The sequence below is a fragment of the Paenibacillus sp. 1_12 genome (assembly GCF_900114475.1).
Taxonomy (GTDB): Bacteria; Bacillota; Bacilli; order Paenibacillales; family NBRC-103111; genus Paenibacillus_S.
This window is the reverse complement of sequence record NZ_FOTE01000025.1, coordinates 17,583-41,052: the sequence shown is the minus strand read 5'-3', so window position 1 is coordinate 41,052 and position 23,470 is coordinate 17,583. Positions and strand designations below refer to the sequence as shown.

Here is a 23,470-nt window from a genome sequence, read left to right as displayed (position 1 = left end):
TCGTGCGTTATTCCTACTCGTCAATTTGAACCCACATATCTCCTGCCCAAGTATGAATATGATTCCACCTTTTTCCTTGAAGATCGGTCCATTTTTCAAAGGCGGTTACTGTTTGAGGAGTGAGGATGCCAAAAGTTGGGAAAGGCATCGTTGGAAACAGATGGAGTGTCGTTTCTTTCTTAAGATTGGGGCTCTCATTGATTTTCTCCACACCTAATGGCTGCGCATAATACGGATTGATCCAGAACATATCGCCATCTTGTGACCGAACATGATAGATACCATTTTCCGTTTTTTCCAAGGCAAATACATTTTGCGGTTGAATCAGCTTGGCATCCGAAGGACGCTGCAAGCGATTAGCTGTATCATAATCCTCCATGTATAGCGTTTCTGTTTGCAAATCCATGTCCTGATTCAAGATCTCCATATCCGAAAGGATATGAGGATTGGAGACAATCCACATATCTCCTAGCCACGATGTCTCGATTCGATATGAATAGGCCAGATAAGTTACTGGTGATTCGAATATGGCATTAGCATGGACCGTTTGCGGAGCAAGTACGACATCCGTCATCGTTGATAAAGACGGTTGTGTATAAAGAGCTGCAGACCAGAGGAGAGCAATGTTCGTATCGACAGGCTTTACGACGCCAATTTTGTCAGAGTCAAGGTGTATCCAAAGTTCACCTGTCCACGTGGTCTTGATTTTTATCCATACTTTTTCCCCGCGTTGTTTGGCATACCATGCCTGCTCTGCATCGACCGTAACAACATCTTGTGGACTGAGTTCTGCTGTTGGATTAAGGGAGTCATCGGGTGTGGAATAAAGCGGTGTCTGTTCAAACAATGTGATTGCCGGCGGAAGTGTTGGAGGGTTAAATTTACGGCTGATAGGATCGTACAGAGCAGCATTTGCTGGTAAACTAACGATGGAATTTACTAGCATAAATACAATTACAAGGGCATACACATGCCTTCTTCGTTTCATATTCAATTTAATCTTTACCTCCTTAGCTGGATAACCCTTATTAACTACATATATAGCGCTAAACTGAAGATTACCACGGAACTACCCTCCGCAGGTATCTTACCAAACCACTTTCCATTTATATTCGCTTTTTAATTACGCATTCCTGCCCTTCTCTTGGTTTTAAAGGGTTTATCTTACGTTTACTCTCTCATTCGCAGGATTTCATCATCTTTGAAATGACGATTGCCTAGCATTAACAGGGATGTTTAGCTTAATAAAAAGAAGCAGAAGCTGCCGCGGCATAATGCTCCGCTTCATTAAACAAACGTCATCGGTTAGATCAAATAAAGCACTTCTATGTTAAAATGGTTTATACTCTCCTCTGAAATGATATCGATAACTGTTGTCGATACGGATATATCCGAGAATACGATGCCTTCTATCCCTGTGAAAAATACTGGAGTAATTTTTATTATCCCTGTTACCCTCTGCTACCAAAATATCTTCCTCGTTGCCTGCAAGGACAATACCAATATGATCATGCGAGTGATCAGATAGAAGCTTATCGTAGATGACAATGTCACCGCGTTGAGGCGTAAACCCATCCTGTTCGTCAAGATGGAAGAACCCTGTCTCGGGCAACTGAGCCCACTCCAACCACGCACCAACGCCTGCGAACCGATGGATCCCATTCGGATACCGAATCGGCAAAAGAAATCCTGCTTGTCGGCAGCTGTGATATACGAACGCAGCACACCAGCTGTTCTTTAGCACTTTGTAGATACTGGCATCCGGCCAATATCTGCAGATTTCCCGATAGCGTTCGTCTCCTGGTATGCCGATTATGTTTTGCCCCGCAAGCACTTCTGCAATATCGGCCAACTTGCGGCGTTTATCTTCGATGAATTGGGTGTTCATTTCCTTCTCTTGGTTGAATTCTTCTTCTTTGAACTCGCCCACAATTTCCAATTCATTGAGCACATTTCGCAATCGATTTATATCCAATTCAGGTAGCCTATGGCCTGTGTTTTGAAAGTACAACTGGAGTACATTAGCATCCTTAAGGATCTCTTCGTAGGGATCATGGTTTCGACTGCTATCATTCTGATAAAATATAGACCGGAGAACAGTGATCTGTTCTTCTTCAGTAAACATACCCGTATCCCTTATTATAGTTCTCACTGCCTCAGCACTATTAGGTCCGGGAAACTCATTGATTCCAGTTTTAAAAACATAATAATCACGAAGCAGTCCAGTGATCGTTGCAAGTTCTGGATTTTGTCCTCGTTTCATGGCCAGCATTGAAGCAAATATAGATACTCCGTACAAGTGAACCGTTGCTTCCTGCCTGTTAACCATACATTCTATAGACAACAACATTTCATGAACAAGTACTTTAATACTTTCAAGTCTCTTATTCGTCCGCGCACCGATCAAACGATCGCCTCCTTACTTCTATGCAGAATTACTAGCAAGCTACCGCATATCTCTGAAGCTGCTTCTTGCCGTAACCACAGGGAAAAATTCAACCATACAGTAGATAAATAATTTTTATATTTAGATATGATATTGTCTTTTAAATTTGAAAATCTCATCAACAGCTTGATGATACCCACCCGATTTTTGAAAGGATTCCCTAATATTGGCTACAGCTTTCTTGAAAGTTGAGAGGCTTAACACATGATCTGCGGCTTCACGTAGTTGATTTGCAGTTAAGCTTTGCATTTGTAATTGAACGCCTGCTCCGATATTGGCAACTTGCCCTGCAATTATCGGCTGATCCGCACTTTGTGGGATTACAATTAGTGGAACCCCGTAATAGAGACCTTCATGGGTACTGTTCATTCCACCATGTGTAATAAATAATTGAGTGTTTTTCAGTACATCCGTTTGTGGAACATAATTTTTCACGATAAAGTTTTTAGGAATTTCCCCCAAATCAGAAATTTGAGTTTTATTCCCAATAGACATAACAATAGTATGTTCAGTGCTCCCAAATGCCTCAAAACAAAGCTTATAGAAATCAATTGCTTGGTTAAAGACTGTACCCAGTGAAATGTAAATTGGTTTTTGTCCCTTGATTGCAGTAAAGTCGAAGTTTTCCTGAGTTAATCGTGAAGAGATGGATGGACCTACAAATTTATAAGTTTGGTCGAACGCTTCTCCATAAGGTTGAAACTCCCTTGTTGTATAAACGATTGTAAGTGGTGCAGGATTACAAAACACTTCGTAAGGAGAATGGATCTCCACATCATATTTTTCCTTCACCATGACCGTAAGGCTTTGAAATTTATCGTTTATAGGTTTAACTATTTCTGTGGGAATTTTTATAGAAAGTTGTTCCAACATTTTATCGAATGATGCTTTTGTCTGCGCAAAAGAAGTACAGGAGTTGATTGCAGGAAGCTTAAGAATTTGAGCAAGTAAACGTCCACAACCAAACATAGAATCATGGATGACGTAATCAAAATGCTCTCCTTTGATCTGTTCAAGAACGCTTGGTATGACTATATCTGCCGTAAGTAACAGACCGTTGATTCTTTCAAGTAAATAATCTCTTCCACCTGAGATAAAGGCCTTAATAAATTTTTGATCGTCAAATGTTCGTACTGAAGCTCCTGTCTTCTCAATACGCTCCCGAAAAGCTTCTATACAAAAGTACACTACTTCTTCTCCACGCGAAATAAGCTCTTCCACAACTCCTATAGTTGGATTGATATGTCCTTCTGATCCACCATTAATAAACAAAACACGCGCCATTTCTACCACTCCTTAGGTATACTGTTCTCTAAATTTTTGTAAGAGTAAGGGGCTCGTCCCATACCATCGCTCGAATCAAATAATGGAGTCAAGTTTATCATAGTACAATACTTGAAAAACTCAAAGATTAAAAAAACCATGTCCCACTAATGCAACCGATTCATGCTCATTGGCATATTTAACTAATAGTATAGAAGCTTCTTTTGTCCTCCGTTTTGCATCACTGAAAGACTCACAATGCCTTGAATAGCCACTTAACCATAAACATCTTAAAATCACTATCCAAATACTTGGACTCAATTGTAAGCCCAAAAATTTCCTTGCAGGAACAGATAGCTCTGTTTCACGAAACAAAGGTAAGGAAATAGCTTTTATATTTGGGTTTAATATCCTTGCTGAATCGATAGACCTTCTTTTCTGTTTACATTCAGTTTAAAAACACAGGTTATAATCCACAATAACTAGTTAAATAGGAGGAATTGCAATGGATCAGATATACAGAGAGCAAAGCACTGATGTTTGGGCCATCGAAGCGCGTGGACTCATCAAATCTTTTGGTCAAAATCGTGCGGTGGATGGCGTAGATTTGAACGTGCGCGCCGGTACGATTTATGGCGTGCTTGGTCCTAATGGGGCCGGAAAAACTACCACAATCAATATGCTGGCGACCTTACTTCGACCGGATGCGGGATCAGCGAAAATCTTCGGGTACGATGTTGTCAAGGAGTCTCAGATTGTCCGTCAATTGATCGGGGTGACCGGCCAGTATGCTTCAGTCGATGAGTCACTTAGCGCTACAGAGAATCTAATTATCTTCTCTCGGCTGCTTGGGCTGGGGCGTGCAGAGGCACGGCAAAAGACAGATGAGTTGCTTGAGGAATTTGGGTTGTCAGAGGCTGCGAAACGGCCATTGAAAAATTTCTCCGGCGGCATGCGCCGCCGACTCGATTTGGCGGCTAGCCTCATTGCACAGCCACCCCTTATTTTCCTGGATGAACCGACTACCGGTCTGGATCCACGCACGCGTTCACAAATGTGGGATACGATCCGTCGGTTGGTGAAGACAGGGTCTACCATACTGCTAACAACTCAGTACCTCGAAGAGGCAGATCAATTAGCTGAACGGGTCGCGGTTATCGATCGTGGACGAGTCGTTGCCGAGGGCACCGTGAATGAACTGAAAGCGTCAGTAGGTACCTCATCATTGCAATTAATAGTGCAACATCCACAAGATATCGAGGAGGCCTGTCGAACCGTTGAAAAGGTGCTCAAGGTTCAGTCTACTGTGACGACTGGAATGATAACTGCGCCGATGGCAAACGCCGACCTTGTCACAGACCTGCTTATCTCCCTACGCGAGGCTGGTATTCATTTGGCTGAGTTGAGTGTGCAGAAACCAACGCTAGACGAAGTATTTCTAACCATAACTGGTCAAGGTGTTAAGGATCACGCTTTACTGGCATCCGATACATCGAACAGAGTACAGGAGGCAAGAGTATGAAAAGCACTTCAATTCAACCGGTTGCCGATCGCGGATTGAAAAACTACACGAGCTTCAGCCAAACGGTACGCAACTCTTTGACAATGGCCTATCGAGGGCTTTTGAAAATTCGTCGCACACCCGAACAATTATTTGATGTCACTCTCCAGCCGATCATATTCACTCTAATGTTTACCTACATCTTTGGTGGTGCCATCTCTGGTGACGTTCTGAGCTATTTGCCCGTCATTATTCCTGGCATCCTGGTGCAAACCGTGATTACTACTTCAATCGTCACCGGGGTCCAATTGCGTGAGGATATGGATAAAGGCGTATTTGACCGATTCAAGTCTTTGCCAATCGCAAGGATAGCTCCGTTAGCAGGAGCCTTGTTGGCAGACACTATCCGGTATACCATCGCTACTGTACTCACCTTTTCAATGGGATATCTTATGGGCTATCGTCCCGCTGGAGGCTTGGATCATGTTGCTATCGCTGCGATTCTTGTCATTTTTTGCTCTTGGTCAATCAGTTGGATCTTCGCTTTCTTCGGCGTGATTGCGCGTACTGCTTCAAGCGTTCAAGGGATATCGATGATTGTGCTGTTTCCGCTGACGTTCCTTTCCAACGCCTTCGTACCAGTCAATACCATGCCTGGTTGGCTCCAATGGTTTGTTAAAATCAATCCAATCTCTCACCTCGTATCTGCCGTACGAGAACTTGCCAACTTTGGAACCGTTGGTTGGGATCTCATCATCTCCCTTATCGGTGCAGTTGTCATTGTAGCAATCTTTGCACCAATTACAGTAATTGCCTATATGCGCCGGACATAACTTTTGTCGAATTACCTGATTTGTGCCCCGCCAACATTTTGACTTTAATATACGCTAAGCCCTGAATCTCGTCCGGCTTGGCGTTTTTTTCTTAATTTAAGATGAAACGGTACGATCACTCGACAAGCCGAGTATCAAAATTCCGAATCAGTGAACATGCGTAAGAAAACTAAATCGTGCTGAGGGAATTGAACAACAGAAAATAGCCGACCAAGACTGTATTGTTCCAGTTTTGGTCGGCTTTGTGACGCTCCTTCCACAATACATTGAATACATGTAAGTGTGTAGTGTAGGCCTTTAAGACTTCGATCCTATCCGGCATTTATCTCAGGATTTAATTATGGAGTGTTTACAGTCCAATCATTTAAGGTATTGATTGGTATTGGACAGTGCCCATACTGGTTGGTATCTTACTTAATCATGACTTCGTAGTGCAACTACCTTGATTCTTTGGCAGTGCCGGGTGCTACTTCTGAAATACTTCCGGCTTGGTTAGACTGAGTCTCTCCGATTGGTCGTAAGTGACGAAGACGCGTAACGACAAGGACGATGATAACAAGCATGATGGCGCCGCTGACTGCCGCAACGGCGTGCATCCCGCTCGTAAAAGCTTCGCGTGCCCCCGTGAGCAGTGCCTTACCGACTTGTTCTGAGAGACCTTCCGCTATAGCTGTGGCACCGGCCAAGCTGTCGCGGGTGGCTTGTAACGCGGACGCCGGCAAGTCGGTGGGAATAGCGTTCGCCACTTGATTGCGATAAACGACCGTACCGATGCTGCCCAAGACTGCGATACCAAGTGCGAAGGCGAATTCACCGCTGGTTTGTAGCATGGAGGCCGCTGATATAGATTCTGTGTCCGGAGTCAGTATGACCGGATGGCGAGTACAAACCGATCTGGTCGTAGTATAGCAACGCTCGAACCGTTAATCCTGCCAATTAAGCATGTCCTCCAACTTTCCACTCCCGTTTCATGATCATCCCCTTTTTTCGCGCGAAGTTTTTACCGGTACCCACATCATAGAACATTCCGTTACGTAAGTTTCAAGTGCAAAATGATATTTTTAAAATATTTGCATGAAAATGAGGTGTTTTTCTTTCACTATATAAGATGTACCAAACATCCGGTCAGCAGGGAGACGCTGCGAAAGCAGACCCTTCTTCCAATCGCTGTTGTAGCCAGATTCTTAATCATCGAGAGCACGTTTTATGTTCCTTTTTGCTTCATCAACCAACCTTTCATCTTTATCATCAATTGCCTGCATCATTATCAAAATGGGAATATATATGGCAATCAATCGAGCTAACACCTTCGTTTCTTCATCTACATCCCCATATTCTTTAAAAAAGTCAGAACGCACATCCGGAGGTAAAAAGCTATACACAACATTCAAGTCACAAGCAGGATGTCCTATATGGATATCTCCCCAGTCAATAATCCCTGTAACTCTTCCATTCTCATCTACCAGCATATTTTTAAAATGAAGGTCACCATGAAGGAATACGTACTTTGGTTTCACCCTTTCCGTTCTGAGCTGTTCCAAATAATTCGATAATGCACTATACTCTTCTCCACTAAAATGATGGGCAAAGTCGGAAATGAATTTATGCATCTTTTCCTTACGCATCGCAATATCAGTCAGATTTCTATGGTCATGTTGAACCCCATTTTCTTGGGCAATTTTCACAGGGAATGCATGTAAGCTTTTTAAAAATTGTGCGAGCGTTGTTGCTGATAACGCACGTTGCTTGTCCGTTAATCCGATTGGAAACTCTCCGGATAAATAGGGGTAGCCTAGGAAGGGTGCAGGATAATCATAATCCCCTTCCCCAAAAAATATCGGTAAGGAAAAGGCAATGGAAAAATAATCTTTAAGCTTAGGTAGTATCTTTCCTTCCATCCTTAAACGATTAATGGAAACTTCTCTTCTTGGAAAACGAAATACATATTCGGCCCCGACAAGAAAAACAGTGTTATCCCAGCCATGTCCTAGTTTTTGTACGCTTTTTGAAGCTAACTGCGGAAACTGACTGCTTATTAATTGACGAGCCAATTCTTCTGTAACTTCCCATTCTGCATCCCATTGATTCGAACTACCCATATCCCTTATCGCCTCTCTCGCAAAAATTGTAGCTGTTACTTCAAGTAACAAAAAAAGGAATCTGCTGCACAGCAAACTCCTCCGCTCTCAATAGTGGACGGTTCAAATGGATTCCCCCAAAAATAAATTTCATTTCTCTGCCCACAATGATGGTTGCCTCGCGGCAGCGGTTTCTGTATCGAATTATCGTACTTGGTAAGCACAACAATGTATTTGACAATTTTCCTTATGTGTTCCTTGAATAAACAAAAAATCCGCTTCTTTTCTCCCAGCCAGTTGAAGTCCAGAAGCCATTTCCAACTATATTGTCCTCAATTACAAATATGTGGCACTTATCGATTCCTTCTTGACTTAATTTTTCTAAACTTGTTTGTACGAGTTTATTGCCGATCTTTTGTTTTCGATATTCTGGATTCACAGTCACATGGTAAATGAAACCTCTTCTTCCGTCATGCCCACACAAAATTGTACCTATAATTTTACTATTTTGTTCGCAAACATAACTTAATCCTTTATTTCTGTTTAAATACATAGTAATGTTTTCTCTGGAATCGGCGTTACTTAAAGCTAACCCCTCAATGTCGTTCCACAATTCAATCATTTGTTCGTAATCATTTATGGTCATCTCTCTGATTGTACTCATATGCCCCTCCTTTTTTCATATAAAAATGTACAATTTTACTATTCGAGCCATACATTAATTCTCCTTTTTTTGGGTTGATTTATTGCACAATACGTAAAACCAAAAGTATTTTTCTGACCAATCACTAAACCGCAAAAAAGGTTATCCCTCAAGCAGTCTGTTCGACTACCTGCAGAATAACCCTTTCTCGCTGTTTCAAATGGTTGATAGGATATTTACTTTATTGAGCGGACAGGTTCAGCAGAACTGTTACTGCTTCGGCTCTCGTTGCTGGAGCCAGAGGGGCAAAAGTGTTGTCTCCTTTACCCTCGAGAAGTTTTTGCTTCTTCATTACCGCTACAGCACCTTTAGACCAATCTGGAACGTCTTTGTCATCCGCGAAGCCGGTAACTGTATCAGCATCGATAGCCAGACCATAAGCATTGGCGAGCATCAAAGCCATCTCAGCTCGTGTAATTTCTGCATTCGGCCAGAAGCTTCCGTCCTCATAGCCTTTAACAATACCTGCTTGTAACGCACGCGCAACGGCATTCTGCGCCCAGCTTCCGATCTCCACATTGTCTGTGAAGCTCAGAGTCGCTCCTTCACCTTGCGGCAGCCGTGTGTTCATCAGCATGACGACAAATTCCGCTCTTGTCACCGTATGATCCGGCTTAAATGTACCGTCCGGGTAACCGCTGATAATTCCTTTGCTGACTGCTTTATTAATGTTAATCTCTGCCCAATGTCCAGGGATATCGTACAAGCTGACAACTGGGTTTGGCTTATCCGTCACTGGATCTACGACGAGTACCGCGTATTTCGTAAAGTGATTTACCTCAGCGGTAATCGTATTGCCGTTAATTTTTCCACCCTTGACTTCTTCCCATACTTGCTTCAACTCATCATAGTAAAAGATGCCCACCCTTTGGTTGCTCTTATAGCTTGCTGGATCGAAAGTAAAGGTTAGCGTGATAGAATTATTAAAATTCTCCGGAAAATTTTTCAGGATCTCAAATATAGAGCTAGCCAGTACCTGATTATTCTTAAGGAGAGCTTTAGTGTCCATCACTTTTTCAATCGTTAACTTCAATTCTTTGTCTGTAGCATTGGCTGGAATGGAGATTATAATTTCACCACCTAAACTAACTTCGCCCGACTTGCCTACAGGAAGTGTTAGCTTACCATCCGTTGCGGTTTCTTTACTGCCGCTTTGGTTTGAGATCCCACCCCCGCCACTGCTGACACTATTACCCGGAAGCCGGTTAACGATGATATTGTAGGTCTTCGTTGTACCGTCCTCCGCTGTTACTGCAACGTTAATCGTATTACCTCCTATCTGCAGTTGAATATCTCCGCTTTCTTGACCACTTATAACTTGATTTCCGTTCACAGTCATTGTTGCGTTAGTATCAAATACAATTGCTGTTACAGTAAGTCGGGGTACTCCTACAGCCACATACGAAGTGTAGTCCATTGTATCGGCAGCAAATGCAGGACTTAAGATACCGTTTGACAATGTCAAATCGCTCAAATCAGCATTACTGCTTTTAGTAATGATCAAGTCATGTGTGCTCGCTGCTTGTTGAAGCACACCAGCAGAAATAAACTTACCATCAACGGTAGTTGCGGTAATTGTTACTTTTCCAGCTGCAGCAGCTGTTACCTTACCGGTTGAATCCACAGTTGCAATAGCGGGATTACTTGATGTCCAAACTACCTCTTTCACCGTGGCGGTGTTTGGGGTAATTAGTGCCTGAAGCTGTATAGAGTCAGTAGAATTAAGGGTCGACGGTCCGGAAATAGCGACTCCAGTAGGAGCCGTATATTGTAGATCTGCCTGCTCATAAGCAGGACGCAGCCTCCAATAAGAATTCCAAGCGTTGCTAGCCGTACCTGTCGTATTACCATTTCCGGCAATTCTAATAAATCGTGCTTGTACAGGCTTATCAAACATGAACGTCTGCAAGGTGTTTGCTGCCGATAATACATTAGCTGGATTGAGCGTTAGTGAGTTAATATACGTATCCGCCTCATTATTCCACGATACCGGCGAGGCTGTCGTGTCGCTTGTCACTGTACCCGACGGGACATACGACCAGTTTTGCCCATCCATCGAGTATTCGACTCTTAACTTATAGAAACGTGTATTGGTAGCATGCTGGATAAATCCAACCTGCACTCCAGTAACCCGTTTCGTTGTTTCTCCTAAATACATTCTAATCCATGCCGAGCCACTGGCCGCCCAACGAAGCGAATTGCTGCCTGCATAATCAGCAGGGTTCAATACATTTACTGCATAATTGAAATTGCTCGAGTCCACCTGCTGGTCGCTTGCAGCCACGATTGGCGACTTATAAATCATGTTCATGGATACACTATAAAAATTTTTCACACCTTTTGCATCCGTAAGCGTAATTTGAACCATCTCACTGCTTATATCTTGAGGATAAGCAATGTCAACCGTTATCCCCGCACCTGCTTGGGCAGTTACCTCCACTTTTTTGGAGTAGTCATAATCAAGAGGAAGTGTATAGGAATACCTGTAAATATCCGGTGAAAATCCAGAAAGCGTCTGTCCACCGACTTTAAGATCTATGAGCTTAGGCCGCTGAGTGCTTGATTGATCATTGATTGGCGGAACGGTATTTTCTGTGAGAATAGTAGCCGCCTGCGCACCATGACTATTGATAAGCTGCTTCACATAGAGACTATCCGGCATATTGTTGGCCGCTGGCGTTACTTTATTTGTCATGCTGTATTCGTATGCTTCAAAATTCGGCACCTTGCCGCCATTAAGCCCGGCGCTTGCCATATTCGCAGAGTCTGTCTTATCGGTCTTCTGACGACCAGTCAACGGGTCGGTAGCTGATCCCAAACGATTGGTGTTGCTATCAAATAGATGCCCGATCACATAATTAGGCGTAAGCTGTGGCTGCGTAGCAATAAAGGGGCCGGTAAAATTATAAAGCAGATAGTTAACACCTGCCCAACCATGGGAGGTTCCCATGTTCCATCTGTTTTGTAGGTATATGCGTGCCGCAACATTATCGTACAGTCCTCCGGACGACCAACGGAAATGCGGCTCAGACGCATTGGACGTATACTCGCTTGTGCTGTTGTAGAATACATTGGGACCAGAAGTATAAGAATCAACGATAAATGCATGACGCATATATCTCGAGTACACCCGCTGTGTAAACATGAATTCCGATTTTTTAAAGTAGATTGAATAACGCCGCTCCCCTGCATCCATAAGGCTGACAGGATCCAAGACATTTCCGTCTTGAACCGTTATATTACGAGAATTGCCCTCAGTAACAAATGCGCTGTCAATGTGATAGGTCGTAAAATTACGCATCCATCCGTCACGAACATTCACCATCGCTACAAATACTTGAGCGTGGTTTTCGTCATTATAAGAGCGATAATTGTCCCCGTATCTGGACAGGCTGGGCTTCGTTGTATTATAAAAATGCGAGATACCTTGAATATTTTCAACGCCTACTTGTTTAATACGACCGTCCTCTACTATTTTTACAACTTTGGAAACACCCCAGCGCATGTCGAGATTATCTGCAAGAGGCTCTGTAAATGTGATCTTGTTTGTGACGGTGTCAATGCTCTTGATCGTACGTTCAGATGTGAACGGTGTACCGGCAAAGCCGCTCTCCAGGTTGCCATTAGGCAGCCAGTTGCTCGCACCGTCCACATTATCCATATACATAGCCTTCACCCAATTCACATTAATCGCCTTTTGTACAGATACACTATCGCCAACCGAAAGACCGGATGTGCTTGCAACATGCACGGCATATTGTCCTGCACCTACATATTGATCCGTGATGGTAGTGGATGCGGATTGGGTTACCCCTTGACCGTTAAAATTAATTAATGTGCTGTTGGAACCTTTTGAATAAGGACTGCCCGTCGTTGTAGCATGGTCTGTAGATGGAGTGAACGAATCAGTTAGCTTCCAAGTTGATATCAGTTTCGTAACACCCGGCTCTGCACCTTCACTTGCGATTTGTTCGTCATACGGATTTTGAACCGAGCCATCGCCGACAATTGGAGTAACCGTTCCCGAACCTGCTCCCCGTATCACGACCCCTGATGTGGTCACATTAAGCGGTTTACTGATACGGAACACTCCCGGCTCCAGATATACGGCACCGCGGAAGCCATCCGACTGAATGGGGTAGATTGAAACATAGTCAATAGCATCCTGGATCGCCTGCCACGAATCTTCGGTATTATTGGCGAGAGGCGCTACTTTCACACGTACCGGCACATTAGGAATAGCTACTCCTCCACCTTGATAACCAACAGCCGAATAATCCATGACTTGATTCCCTTTGTAATCCGGTGCATAGAAGATTTTACCCGAACCGTCCAGTTGTAAGGCTGGATATGCATGATTGGTCCATGAATCAGGGTTCACATTGGCCACATTTGCATTATTGGAATTTATCGTATTCGGCGTTGACATGTAATTTCTGAAACTAGGAATTGCTGTAAAGTAGTAGCTGTCATAAAAAGTATTGCCGTTATTTGAAAGTGCGAATTCCACCCTATAAGTTCCTTTAGCCAGTGTTATGGAATCAGGAATAGACATGACGGCATTGCCGCCTGCATCTACATGGGTCACAGGAAAGCTGTATACCTTTGAACCGTCTGGAGCAAGGAGTGTTCCAGTAATCGAGGTTCCAGAAAGCGCTTTCTTGATATTGAAAACAGGAAACTTTCTAGAAGCTGCGTTTGCGTCTATTACAGCCGGACGACCGATTGTGAGATTCATTCCAGGATAGTCAGGCGTGATAATGGCGTAACCGCTACCTGGTTCGTTCAAATAAGTATCGGCGTACTTAGGAAGAACAGCATCAGCAGTTTTCAAAATCTTAAGGTTTGACATTCCTATCGCACCTGCTTTGCCGTACTTCAGCGTAAAATGGATCATCACATATCGTGCCGTAACGGGAGCTGTGAATGTTCCAGTGGTTGTGGCAGTCCAATCGGCATTAATCGGTGTGAGCGAACCCCAATTCGGATCACTTGGAACTATGCTGCTGGGAACGGTAACCTTTTTTGCGAGTGTCCAGGAGTCTGCGCCCCAGTCATAGGTAGTACGACTTGAGTTATTTAAGGCAGGTAAGTTTGTCCAAGTATTTGCATTTGATGTGTATACGACTTCATAGTCCGACATGCGCGCATAAACATTGCTAGAAACAGTCGGAATATCAAAGCTGACTTCATCAAAGGTTTTCACCGATCCCAAATCTATCGCTAGCCAAAGAGAACTTGTCTTTCCTTCTTCCGGAAAAATGTTCGTAGCTGTTCCACCAATTTGCCACAAGCTGCTGGAACCGCCGGTATGATCGACCGCAAACGTTGCTTTTTTAGTAGAATTTTCTGAACTTGCCTTTACGTTTATGTTGCTCGTTAACGTACTCGGCGCAATGTCGGTTTTACTTGATGCCGCACGCGCTGCTTGTTCTGGCAGGATGCCTAGACTGATAATAAAAGTGAATACTAATAAGATCGATATCCTCTTGTTAAACTTCTTGATCATATACCTCACTCCTTAAAATTATTTGTATTAATAGGTTTTATGTGGTTTCAGCTTCATAAACCGTATCATCCGAAAGGCTTTCACGGTACTTGCCAGGTGTGACTCCTTCAATTTTTTTGAATACGCGTATAAAGGCCAAATCGTTCATGTATCCAACCATTTGCGCAATTTGAAGGTTTGTCAAAGCTTTGTTTTCCATAAGGATTTTTGCCTGATCGATACGAATTCTAGATATATAATCTGTTATGTTATGCCCGCTAGCTTTTTTAAAAAAAGTGGATATATATTGTGGAGTCTTCCCACAGTGGCTGGAAATCATCGCGAGTCCGAGATTCGGATCCGTGCATCGCCCGTCGATAAACCGCTTAATGTCGGCGAGCAACAGATCACTGTGACCGCTTCGCTCAGACTGCAGCAGTCTTGTAAGCTGCTTGTAAAACCGTTTCGTTTTCTCATGCATCTCTTGTGCTGTACCACTACTCTGGATTTGCTTAATAGGATCGAATATGCCCTCCTCTTCCATCCCACCGTAACCAATATTTGAGGCATTCATAATTTTAAGCAATGTACTCACCATATTGAAAAAAATACAGGTACCGAGTTCAGGCGTTAATTTATCCGAAGAGAAATTGAGCTCGTAAATATTATCAAGCAGCTTCTCAACATTTTCAAAATCTCCGCTTTTCACTAGGTTCATCAGCTGTGCTTCGGTTTCGATCGGATAATGATAGTGCAGCTCTGTATCCTTGATGTCGTCATAGCAAATAATTACACTTTGACCCATAATCATTTTATAATCTAACGCTGCAAGTGCTTCTTCGTAGCCTTCACCGATCTCCTCCAGACTTTCATGCACCTTGCTAATCGCCACAGTAAGGATCAGCTTGAATCGGGTTTCGACGACTTGCTTGAGCGAATGGGCTATAAACTTGAGCTCATCGGCAGCTGTTCCCTGTCCGTCGTCGTCAAGGTTGATAAGGAACGCGAGACGATCACGGTCCAGATCGACATCGTACCCTATGTGACCTTCATTGACCATATCCATGCCGATATTGGAAATAATGAACCGGATGAGAGCCCATTGTTTCTCCGATTGATTATGAGTAAAGTGGGAAGCATCGTCCACTTGAATCACCATAACAGCATAAGAGCTGTATACAAATGGAGTTAAATTCAAGAACCCAAGTGACTCCGTAGATTGAATCTGGCTTAAATCGACTTGTCCCCGAATCAAGCGAGACAAGAAATTTGCCCTAACAACGGAAGCCTGCTGGGAGAGTGTGTCCCGCAGCTGTTTCTCCTCGATAATCGAGCCTTCGATGGATTCACGAATAAATTCATATTCGTCCCCTGAAGGACGAGTTACGGTTCGCTTACCCTGCATAATGGCAGTAACCATATGTTTGACCGGGCTGTAATTCCGGTAGGCAGCCAGGTAAGCGAATCCCACTCCGACAACCAGGCATAGTATAAACAACCCGAACGCAGTCATCTTAATGCTATAGACCGGCTTCATATAATGATCCTTCAACATCACCGAGATATACTTCCATCCTGCCTCATCCGTGGTCGTATAGGAGACCATCATGTCCTTACCATTCAACGAGTAATCGAACAAACCCGTAGGATTCGTCAATTTGTCAAAAAGAGCACTTGAAAGCTCATATTCATCCGTGGTACTCAAGATCACATTTTGTTTATCATTGATAATGTATATAGCACTTTGATTGGCTGCCTCAATCTGTTTCAGCCTATCCTTTATCTGCTGTTCGTCCAAGAGGATTATTAAACTTCCACGAATATCCGAGACTTCGCGGACGGGCAGCGAATGCACATAAGTGATGACGTTGATGGGCATACGATCCTGATTATTCATCATGCCCATCCCACCATCCCGCAATATGCGGGCAGTGGGGAGATAATGCATATTATGATAGCTTTCCAGCAGCTCCTTCTTCCACTGTTCGTAACTCAAATTCTCATACTTGTAATAACGGTCATAGAAGGTTTGAGAATCCGTTCGAATGGATGGAGAAAGGATCGTATTACTGCCTTGAAAATATACATAATAGTCTTTAATAAAACCGCTGTCTATTTTTTGGTAGGTCTTCAAATATCGGATAAACTCGATTTCACTATACCGATCCTCAGTGCTATCGTTGCTTAACAACTGGTCGATCTTCGGATTAAAAACAATTTGCTGAGCTAATTGGTTGACTTCTTTAAAATGGTTATCCATCGTCAGCCGCAGTTGTTCCAGCATGGCCAAATTAGAACGGCTTGCGTTAGCCATCATAATTTGCTCCACCTTAGTGTACAGAAAGAATCCGATCACTAAGGGCAGCAATAAAATAACGATATTGGATATTAACATACTAATAAACACACTTCGGTTGTTATGCCTCTTATTTGTAAGGAGATTTCTAACATAAGGCAGCATAGTAAGATAACCTCCTCAAAATCGGGCTATAACTTCATTCAGAAAGCCCTCAAAATGTTCTTCCATTAAACCCATTCATTCCTTGATAGCACCGATCATAATCCCTTTGACAAAATATTTTTGCAAGAACGGGTAGAGGATCAGGATGGGCAAGGTGGAGACGATGATCGTAGCATATTTAATCGTTTCCCCCACATCAATTTTGTCTAAAGTCCCAGCACCGGTCATCATGCTGTCCGTGTTGTTGTTGACCAGAATCTCTCGCAAAATCAGCTGAAGGGGATACAGCTCCCGATCTCTCAAGTAGATTAAGGCGCTGAAATAAGAATTCCAGTGAGATACGGCATACCATAATATCATAACGGCAATAACCGGCATCGAGAGCGGGATGATGACGCGATATAATATCGTAAAATCGTTGGCACCGTCTATTCGCGCTGATTCCTCAAGGCTGATCGGCACTTGTTGAAAGGCGGTACGCATAATAATTAAATTAAAGGTGCTGATCGCGCCTGGAACAATTAACGCCCACGGGGTGTTCAGCAGCCCTAAATTGCCTACAACAAGATAGGTTGGGATCAGTCCCCCATGAAACACCATGGTAAAGACGACAGCAAACATAATGAAATCCTTGAAATATACGTTTCTCCGGGATAGCGCATAGGCGCCTAAAGCAGTCATAAACAAGTTGAGCGCTGTGCCAACGACGACATAAAATATTGTATTTTGATAGCCAGTCCCAATCATTGGATTATCCAAAACAGCTTTATACGCATCTATGGTGAAACCAAGCGGTATGAGCAGTAATCCCCTGTGCATAGCAACCCGAGCAGGATCACTTAATGAAGCGAGTAAAACATAGAGAAATGGATACATCGTCATAAAACACAGCAATAACATCAGCATCGTATTAAAAACGCCGAATACCTTTTCACTTGGGCTAATTCTCAAGATGGCTCCCCCTTACCATAGCTTATTATCACTAAAGCGCTTACTGATGCTGTTAGCACTAACGATGAGGATGAAGGAGATGACGGAGTTGAACAAGCCTACTGCAGCGGTATAGCTGTAGCTCGCTTCCAAGATCCCTTTTCGATACACGTAAGTGGATATGACATCAGCGGTAGAATAGGTTGACGGGTTGTACATCAACAGTACTTTTTCACTACCAACGCTCAACATGGAGCCCATATTCAGGATCAGCAAAATAACAATTGTCGGCATAATACCTGGAATCGTAATGTGCAGAGTCTGCTTCCACCTGCCAGCCCCATCCATTTTGGCAGCCTCATATAGGGTTGGATCGATGTTAGCCATGGCAGCTAAATAAATAATGGAACCCCATCCAATCCCTTGCCAGACACCTGAGGAAACAAAGAGAAATCGAAACCATTCCGGCTCGCGCAGAAAAACGATAGACTCAAAACCGATTATGACGAGTAATTGATTAATCAGGCCGTCTCGGGAGAGAAAATCAACCATCATCCCTACAACAACAACGATAGATATAAAATGCGGCAAATATGAAACCGTCTGCACGATTCTTTTGAACATACTACTGCGAATTTCATTTAAAAGTAACGCTAAAATAATGGCGGCTGGGAAAGCAAACAAGAGCTCATATATATTGATGAGAAGTGTATTCTTGATAAGTCTCCAGAAATAAAATCCATTAAAAAATTCTTTAAAATGCTGAAAACCAACCCATTCGCTCCCCCAGATTCCTAAGCCAGGGCTGTAATCCTTGAAGGCAATCTGCAAACCGTACATAGGTCCATATTGGAATATTCCATAGTACGCCAACACCGGCAGCAGCATCATATAAATGTATTTATTTCTCTTTAAGTCCTTTAGGATAAATGTCATTTTACTTTCTTTATCTTGGCTACCTCCCCGAGTATTAACGGAAAGCTTATTCTCCATCATTGCCATAATAACCACTTCCTTTCTTAACCAAATACCAGCAGCAGGGTTCAGCAGAGGATTTAACGATAATCCCCTGCATCCTCCATAAGCTGTTGTTATCGCTTGTTATATCTTTCAAGAGCAGCTTGTTGAATGTTAATGGCGTCGTCAATCCCCATACCTTTTAATGTCTTGACATACTTATCAAAATTTTCGATAGGCTCAGCACCCATAATAAACTTGTTGTACATCTCATCTTTGTATGTATTAATGTCGGTCATGACAGAGGCATATTTACCCGATTCATCTTTGTTTGGAGTAACCGGAGGCATTACCTTCTCGTTAATCGGTGTCGACCATATATCGATGGCTTCCAATTGCTCTGGAACTTGACTTTGATACTGGTCGGAATACCGTTTATCCTGTACCATGATCCCATCCCAGGAAGCGCGGTTATGCTTGGCAATAGCTTGACTCATCGGCAAGCCGTCTGGATTATTGGTAATGGTATCCGTATATTTCGGGTAGCCATTCTCAAGTTTGTAGCTTACGCCTTCTTTACCGAAATTAAAGAGCATATGTCCTTGCTCGCTGTAACCCATATCCAGCCATTTAATCGTTTCCACAATATTCTTATTGCTAGTTGTGATGGCCGCAGATTTCCCCGGTACCGGTTGATCAAAATGTCCGAACTGCGGCTTGTCGCCAGCTTTCAGCACAGGGTAGGGCACTCCACTCAGCTTAAAGGTTTTATCCTTCGAAGCCATGAGATTCATATATTTGCCGAGAGCTCCACCTGCAGCTCCAACAATAGCTCCGAGTTGGTTACCAGTGACCTTGGCATCTAGAAGCTTAGTATCTGTTGCCGCAAAGTCCCTATCGATCAAGCCTTCTTTGTACCATTTGTTCATCGTTGTCAAAAATTCCTTATAACCCTGCTCAATCGGTCCGTATTTGACAGTATTCCCTTCTTTATAAAAGCCGCTCGACACGCCATATGCCCCAACAAACGCTTGAGTATTCTTCAATTCAGAAAGAGATAGCAGCAGCGGGACTTCATCTGCTTTGCCATTGCCATTCGGATCCTTCTCCTTAAACGCTTTCAGAACGGTGTACCACTCATCGATGGTGGTTGGCTTCTTCAACCCCAATTTGTTCAACCAGTCTTCTCGGATAATAGCTCCTCTAAATATCTGCAAGGAACGGTCGCCGCGTATAAAATGAAACCCGACAATGCTGCCATCATCAGTAGTCACCTGCTTTTTCCATTCTGGATTCGAGTCTAGTACCTTTTTGTAGTTAGGTGCGTATTTGTCAATATAGTCATTTAACTTGACGATCCGGTTATCTTTGATCGCCTTCTCAGGTCCTCCAGGATAGCCATTCCAATTGTACTCAATGACATCTGGAAGAGTTCCGGACGTAAGCATCAGATTGAACTGCTCCTTTTCTGCAGTACCTCCTTGAGGAGGATGTTGGAAGTCAACCTTAACTCCAGTAATTCGCTCCATTTCCTTATACGCTTCCATTTCATTGTAGCTTTTCATTGTAGCTGCAGCCGCTGGGTTCAATGCCGCCCAATAAGTTAATGAAGTTAGCTTTGCCGCTGTCTCTGCGTCTTTAGCTTTTGTTGATTTGCCTTCCTTGTTACTTCCTGGAACACACCCGGATATAACCGATAAAACTAATGTTATGGACAACACCGCTTGGGCTGTTTTGGCGGATTTTCCTGTGAACAATAATAACGCCTCCCTTTATTAAATGCTTTTAGTCAAACCTTATATTATTGAAAGCGTATTCTAATTGAAACCTCGAATTTTTCATAAAGACAGGCGATTCTAAATATCGAAGGGCATACATATTTTAATGCGAACCTTCAAATATAAAGAAAAAGCTGTTAAAAGCAGTTCGGACATATGTATGTATATCCTTGATCATACAATTTTAGATTTATGAACGACATGGAAGAAACTTGGAATGTGCTGTGTTTTTTTATGATTCGGAACATAATCCGGTTCTGCACTTACAATTGATGGTGATGCACTGTAGAAGCAACAAGCAATTCCAAAAAGAAAAAAGCCAAGTGCAAATGCACCTGACTTTTCAAAATGGATGGTTACTTAGTTGTAATCTTGGCAACATAGATGGTTTGATCCCATCCTACATCTGCTCCAGACGACAACGAACTCCAAGCATAACCTTCCTGTGTATGACTGATGCCTGTTCCTATCAATATCTCGATCATACAGATATGCATTCGGTTACCGTGTCGGTAGATCTCGTTACGCAACTTTCACAAATCTGTATCCTCTACACAGGCCCAAGAGTCAAACTAATTATCAATCCTGTATGCTCAATTCAATTCCTCTTTACTGAACATCCAAGAATCGTCATAGATTTTTCTACCATCTGTATCCCTAAGTATTCCTTCATTGCTGGTAATCTTCCGCTTAACTGTCGGTCTAACCTTAATAATTTTTCTCAATTCATAATCCTGAAGAGGACTGTCCGTACTAAAAAATAAAGGATGACGGGGATCTCCATCAGTTAGGATATGTAGACACTTTAACTGGTAATTCTTCAGTAATAAAATTAATTCATCATCTTGATTTCTCTTATGAGTTTTACCGTTTGAACCCCAAGCAGCGACAATCAAATCAGCTCTTTCCAACGCTTCACGAATATAAGTTAGGCTTTCCGCTCCTATTGCAACATCTTTATCTAAATTTTTCAACTCTGAGGGCTTTGTCGCTCTATAAGCAAACAGATTTACTACTTCAAATGAACCATAACCCCATTTCTTAGTAAATCTAATACAAGATTCAATAGTGGGATCATCTTCTTCGTGATCTGCTGTACTTGGATTTAGCATAATCCAAACAACATGTGGCTTTGTTTCATCCCATTCTCGCCTTAATAGATATCTATATTTTTTAGTGGAGTCTAGCTTCGCTTCTCTTTTCAAAATAATTCCTCCTTTGAGTTCTATACCCAAATTATATTTGGGAAACTATGGAACACCAACCGCATATTTCCTGATATAAGATGATTAGATGCTATATCTCCTATGAGGGCTATAGGACGATCTCATTAAATCTTACAATTACTAAGAAATCACAACTTCTTGATAGCTTACCTTTACCCCATCACGGATCAAATACACTCCAGTGTCACTGCCAGCACGTTCAATATATTCACTTTCCAAAATCTCTCAATAGACATCACAAATTGCAATAATAGTATAGAATTAAAATCATTTAATAATAATTTAACATCTGCTACATTCATTTCTTTTCCAAATACAGCATTAAATCCAATATCCTTATTAAAACTAGAGTTTCCAGCATAGTTTTGACATAAATGACTGCTAAAGCTCCAAAATATGTTTCATCTTCTATAGCAAAGTAATACATTGAAAGATCAGTAAACTTGTGCATAGCACTTTATTCCTATATTTGGTATAGTTGGATTTGACAGATTTCGAGCAAATCCTCTAGCCGATGGAGAGATGATCTGAGGTTGTTAAACAATGTGGGCATTTATTAGTATTATGTGTTTTCTAGGATCACTTGCTTGTTTATTAGGGGCGATTGTATCGCTGTTTCAAAAAAAGGGACTGCATACTAAATATTTCATATTATCAGGAGCGTTATTTGTGTTTTTTATTATCGCCTTAAGTGCAACAGTAGCTTCATTTGAAGCCCCGGCTACTACCAATAAAACGAATGTTGCAACCACCGCATCCATTCCGCTGAACCCTCCCGTTAAAGAGGCTCCTAAAACAGTACCGTATACCATTTTTGAAGATAATAAAAATGAGAAGGGGCCCAGCAGAAAGGTTAGGGTTATGACTGAGGCCACTACCGAAGCTGAATTCAGGCAAATAGTAGAAAGTATACGCAAGGATTCCATGGGCTTCGAATATGTCTGGCTCTATTTTCATGATCCCAAACCAAGCAAATATGGTAGTTCTGGAGATTTCGTGGGAGCTGTTCGCTTTCCGCTCACTCGTCGAGGCGTACCTTTATCCGGTGCCAAAACTATCGATGAATTATATCTCACAATTGGTCAGGGGCCAGCTCAGGTCCTTAAATCCGAAGTCGCCATTGATGTTAGACCCTATGAAGAGGCGGTTACCAAGGTTCAACAATCAAAACGGGTGGGCACTATCAGTCCGAGCTTGGAGCAATTTAAACAGGCCTTTAATGCATCTGCCAAACAATTAGGGCTTCCCCATCAAATTAACAAAATCAATTTCATTGATTCAAAGCAAGTTAGTTTTACAGTGGAATTTAGTGACCTGCTCTTCTTAAACGGAGACCTCAATACCAAAGACGGAAGCCTGCGATCAGCCTTCATAGCCGGCGGAACGGATGGAACCGACAAATCTGGAACCAACTTGCTGTTATCGTTTGTTGCCCTGATCGCGGCTACGAATCCTGACTTGTCACGGGAGGAATGTGAGGATGTCCTCATGGATTTGGGTTTCATAAAAGGCAATGATACGTTAAACATGAAAGCATCTGTAATTAAGAATGGGGTGAAATACTCCATTAAATCCAGCGAAAGAGCTGGCTTTTGGTTTTTTGTAGAAGACCCTAATCATGAGTTTTGATTGCAAGGATACGTCAAGCTCGCAAACCAGTTATCTGATAGCGAGCTTGACATTTGCGGGTCTATTCGGCGTTATTTTCTTCCAACAAGTTCTACCACTGTCACGGTGTGTACCTGGCCAAATTCTGCTAAATAATAATTCCCCGTTTTCCAAAAAATTCGCAAATATAATTGGGGT

15 protein-coding genes and 1 pseudogene are annotated in these 23,470 nt (G+C 42.6%); 3 read left to right on the top strand and 13 right to left on the bottom strand.

Features of this window, described 5'->3' with window-relative positions; genetic code table 11:
• Nucleotides 1-13: 13 nt before the first annotated feature.
• The 3 genes from BM210_RS30015 to BM210_RS30005 form a co-directional block, all read right to left on the bottom strand.
• Nucleotides 14-994: a hypothetical protein gene (locus tag BM210_RS30015; RefSeq protein ID WP_091176244.1), complete on the bottom strand. Its 981-nt coding sequence runs from the start codon at nucleotides 992-994 to the stop codon at nucleotides 14-16.
• 336 nt (nucleotides 995-1,330) lie between these two features.
• Nucleotides 1,331-2,407 carry a CHAP domain-containing protein gene (locus BM210_RS30010; protein WP_256224147.1) on the bottom strand — a complete coding sequence of 359 codons (1,077 nt, stop codon included), beginning with the start codon at nucleotides 2,405-2,407 and terminating at the stop codon, nucleotides 1,331-1,333.
• 120 nt (nucleotides 2,408-2,527) lie between these two features.
• Complete coding sequence (locus BM210_RS30005; protein ID WP_091176242.1) at nucleotides 2,528-3,730, bottom strand: macrolide family glycosyltransferase; 1,203 nt, start codon at nucleotides 3,728-3,730, stop codon at nucleotides 2,528-2,530.
• A gap of 484 nt (nucleotides 3,731-4,214) precedes the next feature.
• On the opposite strand from BM210_RS30005, the gene BM210_RS30000 reads away from it, so the two are divergent.
• Together BM210_RS30000 and BM210_RS29995 are read left to right on the top strand one after the other, a co-directional pair.
• Nucleotides 4,215-5,231, top strand: coding sequence for an ATP-binding cassette domain-containing protein (locus BM210_RS30000; protein WP_091176241.1), 1,017 nt, complete (start codon nucleotides 4,215-4,217; stop codon nucleotides 5,229-5,231).
• Nucleotides 5,228-6,043 (top strand): ABC transporter permease, encoded by an 816-nt coding sequence (locus BM210_RS29995; protein ID WP_091176239.1) that lies wholly within the window; start codon nucleotides 5,228-5,230, stop codon nucleotides 6,041-6,043. The genes BM210_RS30000 and BM210_RS29995 overlap by 4 nt, the downstream gene beginning before the upstream one ends.
• Before the next feature lie 437 nt (nucleotides 6,044-6,480).
• Here BM210_RS29995 and BM210_RS29990 read toward each other — a convergent pair whose 3' ends face one another.
• From BM210_RS29990 to BM210_RS29940, 10 genes and pseudogenes are all read right to left on the bottom strand, one after another.
• Nucleotides 6,481-6,765 carry a hypothetical protein gene (locus BM210_RS29990; RefSeq protein WP_177238087.1) on the bottom strand — a complete coding sequence of 95 codons (285 nt, stop codon included), beginning with the start codon at nucleotides 6,763-6,765 and terminating at the stop codon, nucleotides 6,481-6,483.
• A 121-nt stretch (nucleotides 6,766-6,886) separates the two neighbouring features.
• A pseudogene (locus tag BM210_RS35910) lies at nucleotides 6,887-6,979 on the bottom strand (MerR family DNA-binding transcriptional regulator); the annotation flags it as partial.
• A 248-nt stretch (nucleotides 6,980-7,227) separates the two neighbouring features.
• Nucleotides 7,228-8,142, bottom strand: coding sequence for a phosphotransferase (locus tag BM210_RS29980; RefSeq protein ID WP_091176238.1), 915 nt, complete (start codon nucleotides 8,140-8,142; stop codon nucleotides 7,228-7,230).
• 226 nt (nucleotides 8,143-8,368) lie between these two features.
• Nucleotides 8,369-8,785, bottom strand: a complete 417-nt coding sequence (locus BM210_RS29975; protein ID WP_091176236.1) for a GNAT family N-acetyltransferase — start codon at nucleotides 8,783-8,785, stop codon at nucleotides 8,369-8,371.
• 220 nt (nucleotides 8,786-9,005) lie between these two features.
• Nucleotides 9,006-14,333, bottom strand: a complete 5,328-nt coding sequence (locus BM210_RS29970; protein WP_091176235.1) for an S-layer homology domain-containing protein — start codon at nucleotides 14,331-14,333, stop codon at nucleotides 9,006-9,008.
• Between the two features lie 37 nt (nucleotides 14,334-14,370).
• Nucleotides 14,371-16,773 (bottom strand): helix-turn-helix domain-containing protein, encoded by a 2,403-nt coding sequence (locus BM210_RS29965; protein WP_091176233.1) that lies wholly within the window; start codon nucleotides 16,771-16,773, stop codon nucleotides 14,371-14,373.
• A 75-nt stretch (nucleotides 16,774-16,848) separates the two neighbouring features.
• Nucleotides 16,849-17,679 carry a carbohydrate ABC transporter permease gene (locus tag BM210_RS29960; protein ID WP_091176285.1) on the bottom strand — a complete coding sequence of 277 codons (831 nt, stop codon included), beginning with the start codon at nucleotides 17,677-17,679 and terminating at the stop codon, nucleotides 16,849-16,851.
• 57 nt (nucleotides 17,680-17,736) lie between these two features.
• On the bottom strand, nucleotides 17,737-18,705 hold the full coding sequence (locus BM210_RS29955) for an ABC transporter permease (RefSeq protein WP_091176232.1): 969 nt from the start codon (nucleotides 18,703-18,705) through the stop codon (nucleotides 17,737-17,739).
• Between the two features lie 89 nt (nucleotides 18,706-18,794).
• Nucleotides 18,795-20,417, bottom strand: a complete 1,623-nt coding sequence (locus BM210_RS29950) for a type 2 periplasmic-binding domain-containing protein (protein WP_256224146.1) — start codon at nucleotides 20,415-20,417, stop codon at nucleotides 18,795-18,797.
• A gap of 614 nt (nucleotides 20,418-21,031) precedes the next feature.
• Complete coding sequence (locus tag BM210_RS29940) at nucleotides 21,032-21,643, bottom strand: DUF1643 domain-containing protein (RefSeq protein WP_091176230.1); 612 nt, start codon at nucleotides 21,641-21,643, stop codon at nucleotides 21,032-21,034.
• A gap of 690 nt (nucleotides 21,644-22,333) precedes the next feature.
• On the opposite strand from BM210_RS29940, the gene BM210_RS29935 reads away from it, so the two are divergent.
• Nucleotides 22,334-23,293: a hypothetical protein gene (locus BM210_RS29935; RefSeq protein ID WP_143101125.1), complete on the top strand. Its 960-nt coding sequence runs from the start codon at nucleotides 22,334-22,336 to the stop codon at nucleotides 23,291-23,293.
• The last annotated feature ends 177 nt before the right edge of the window (nucleotides 23,294-23,470 follow it).

Coding starts and splice junctions, on each gene's coding strand:
- BM210_RS30005 (WP_091176242.1), bottom strand. CDS start 3,730: ATGGCGCGTGTTTTGTTTATTAATGGTGGATCAGAAGGACATATCAAT.
- BM210_RS30000 (WP_091176241.1), top strand. CDS start 4,215: ATGGATCAGATATACAGAGAGCAAAGCACTGATGTTTGGGCCATCGAA.
- BM210_RS29995 (WP_091176239.1), top strand. CDS start 5,228: ATGAAAAGCACTTCAATTCAACCGGTTGCCGATCGCGGATTGAAAAAC.
- BM210_RS29980 (WP_091176238.1), bottom strand. CDS start 8,142: ATGGGTAGTTCGAATCAATGGGATGCAGAATGGGAAGTTACAGAAGAA.
- BM210_RS29975 (WP_091176236.1), bottom strand. CDS start 8,785: ATGAGTACAATCAGAGAGATGACCATAAATGATTACGAACAAATGATT.
- BM210_RS29970 (WP_091176235.1), bottom strand. CDS start 14,333: ATGATCAAGAAGTTTAACAAGAGGATATCGATCTTATTAGTATTCACT.
- BM210_RS29965 (WP_091176233.1), bottom strand. CDS start 16,773: ATGCTGCCTTATGTTAGAAATCTCCTTACAAATAAGAGGCATAACAAC.
- BM210_RS29960 (WP_091176285.1), bottom strand. CDS start 17,679: ATGCTGATGTTATTGCTGTGTTTTATGACGATGTATCCATTTCTCTAT.
- BM210_RS29955 (WP_091176232.1), bottom strand. CDS start 18,705: ATGGCAATGATGGAGAATAAGCTTTCCGTTAATACTCGGGGAGGTAGC.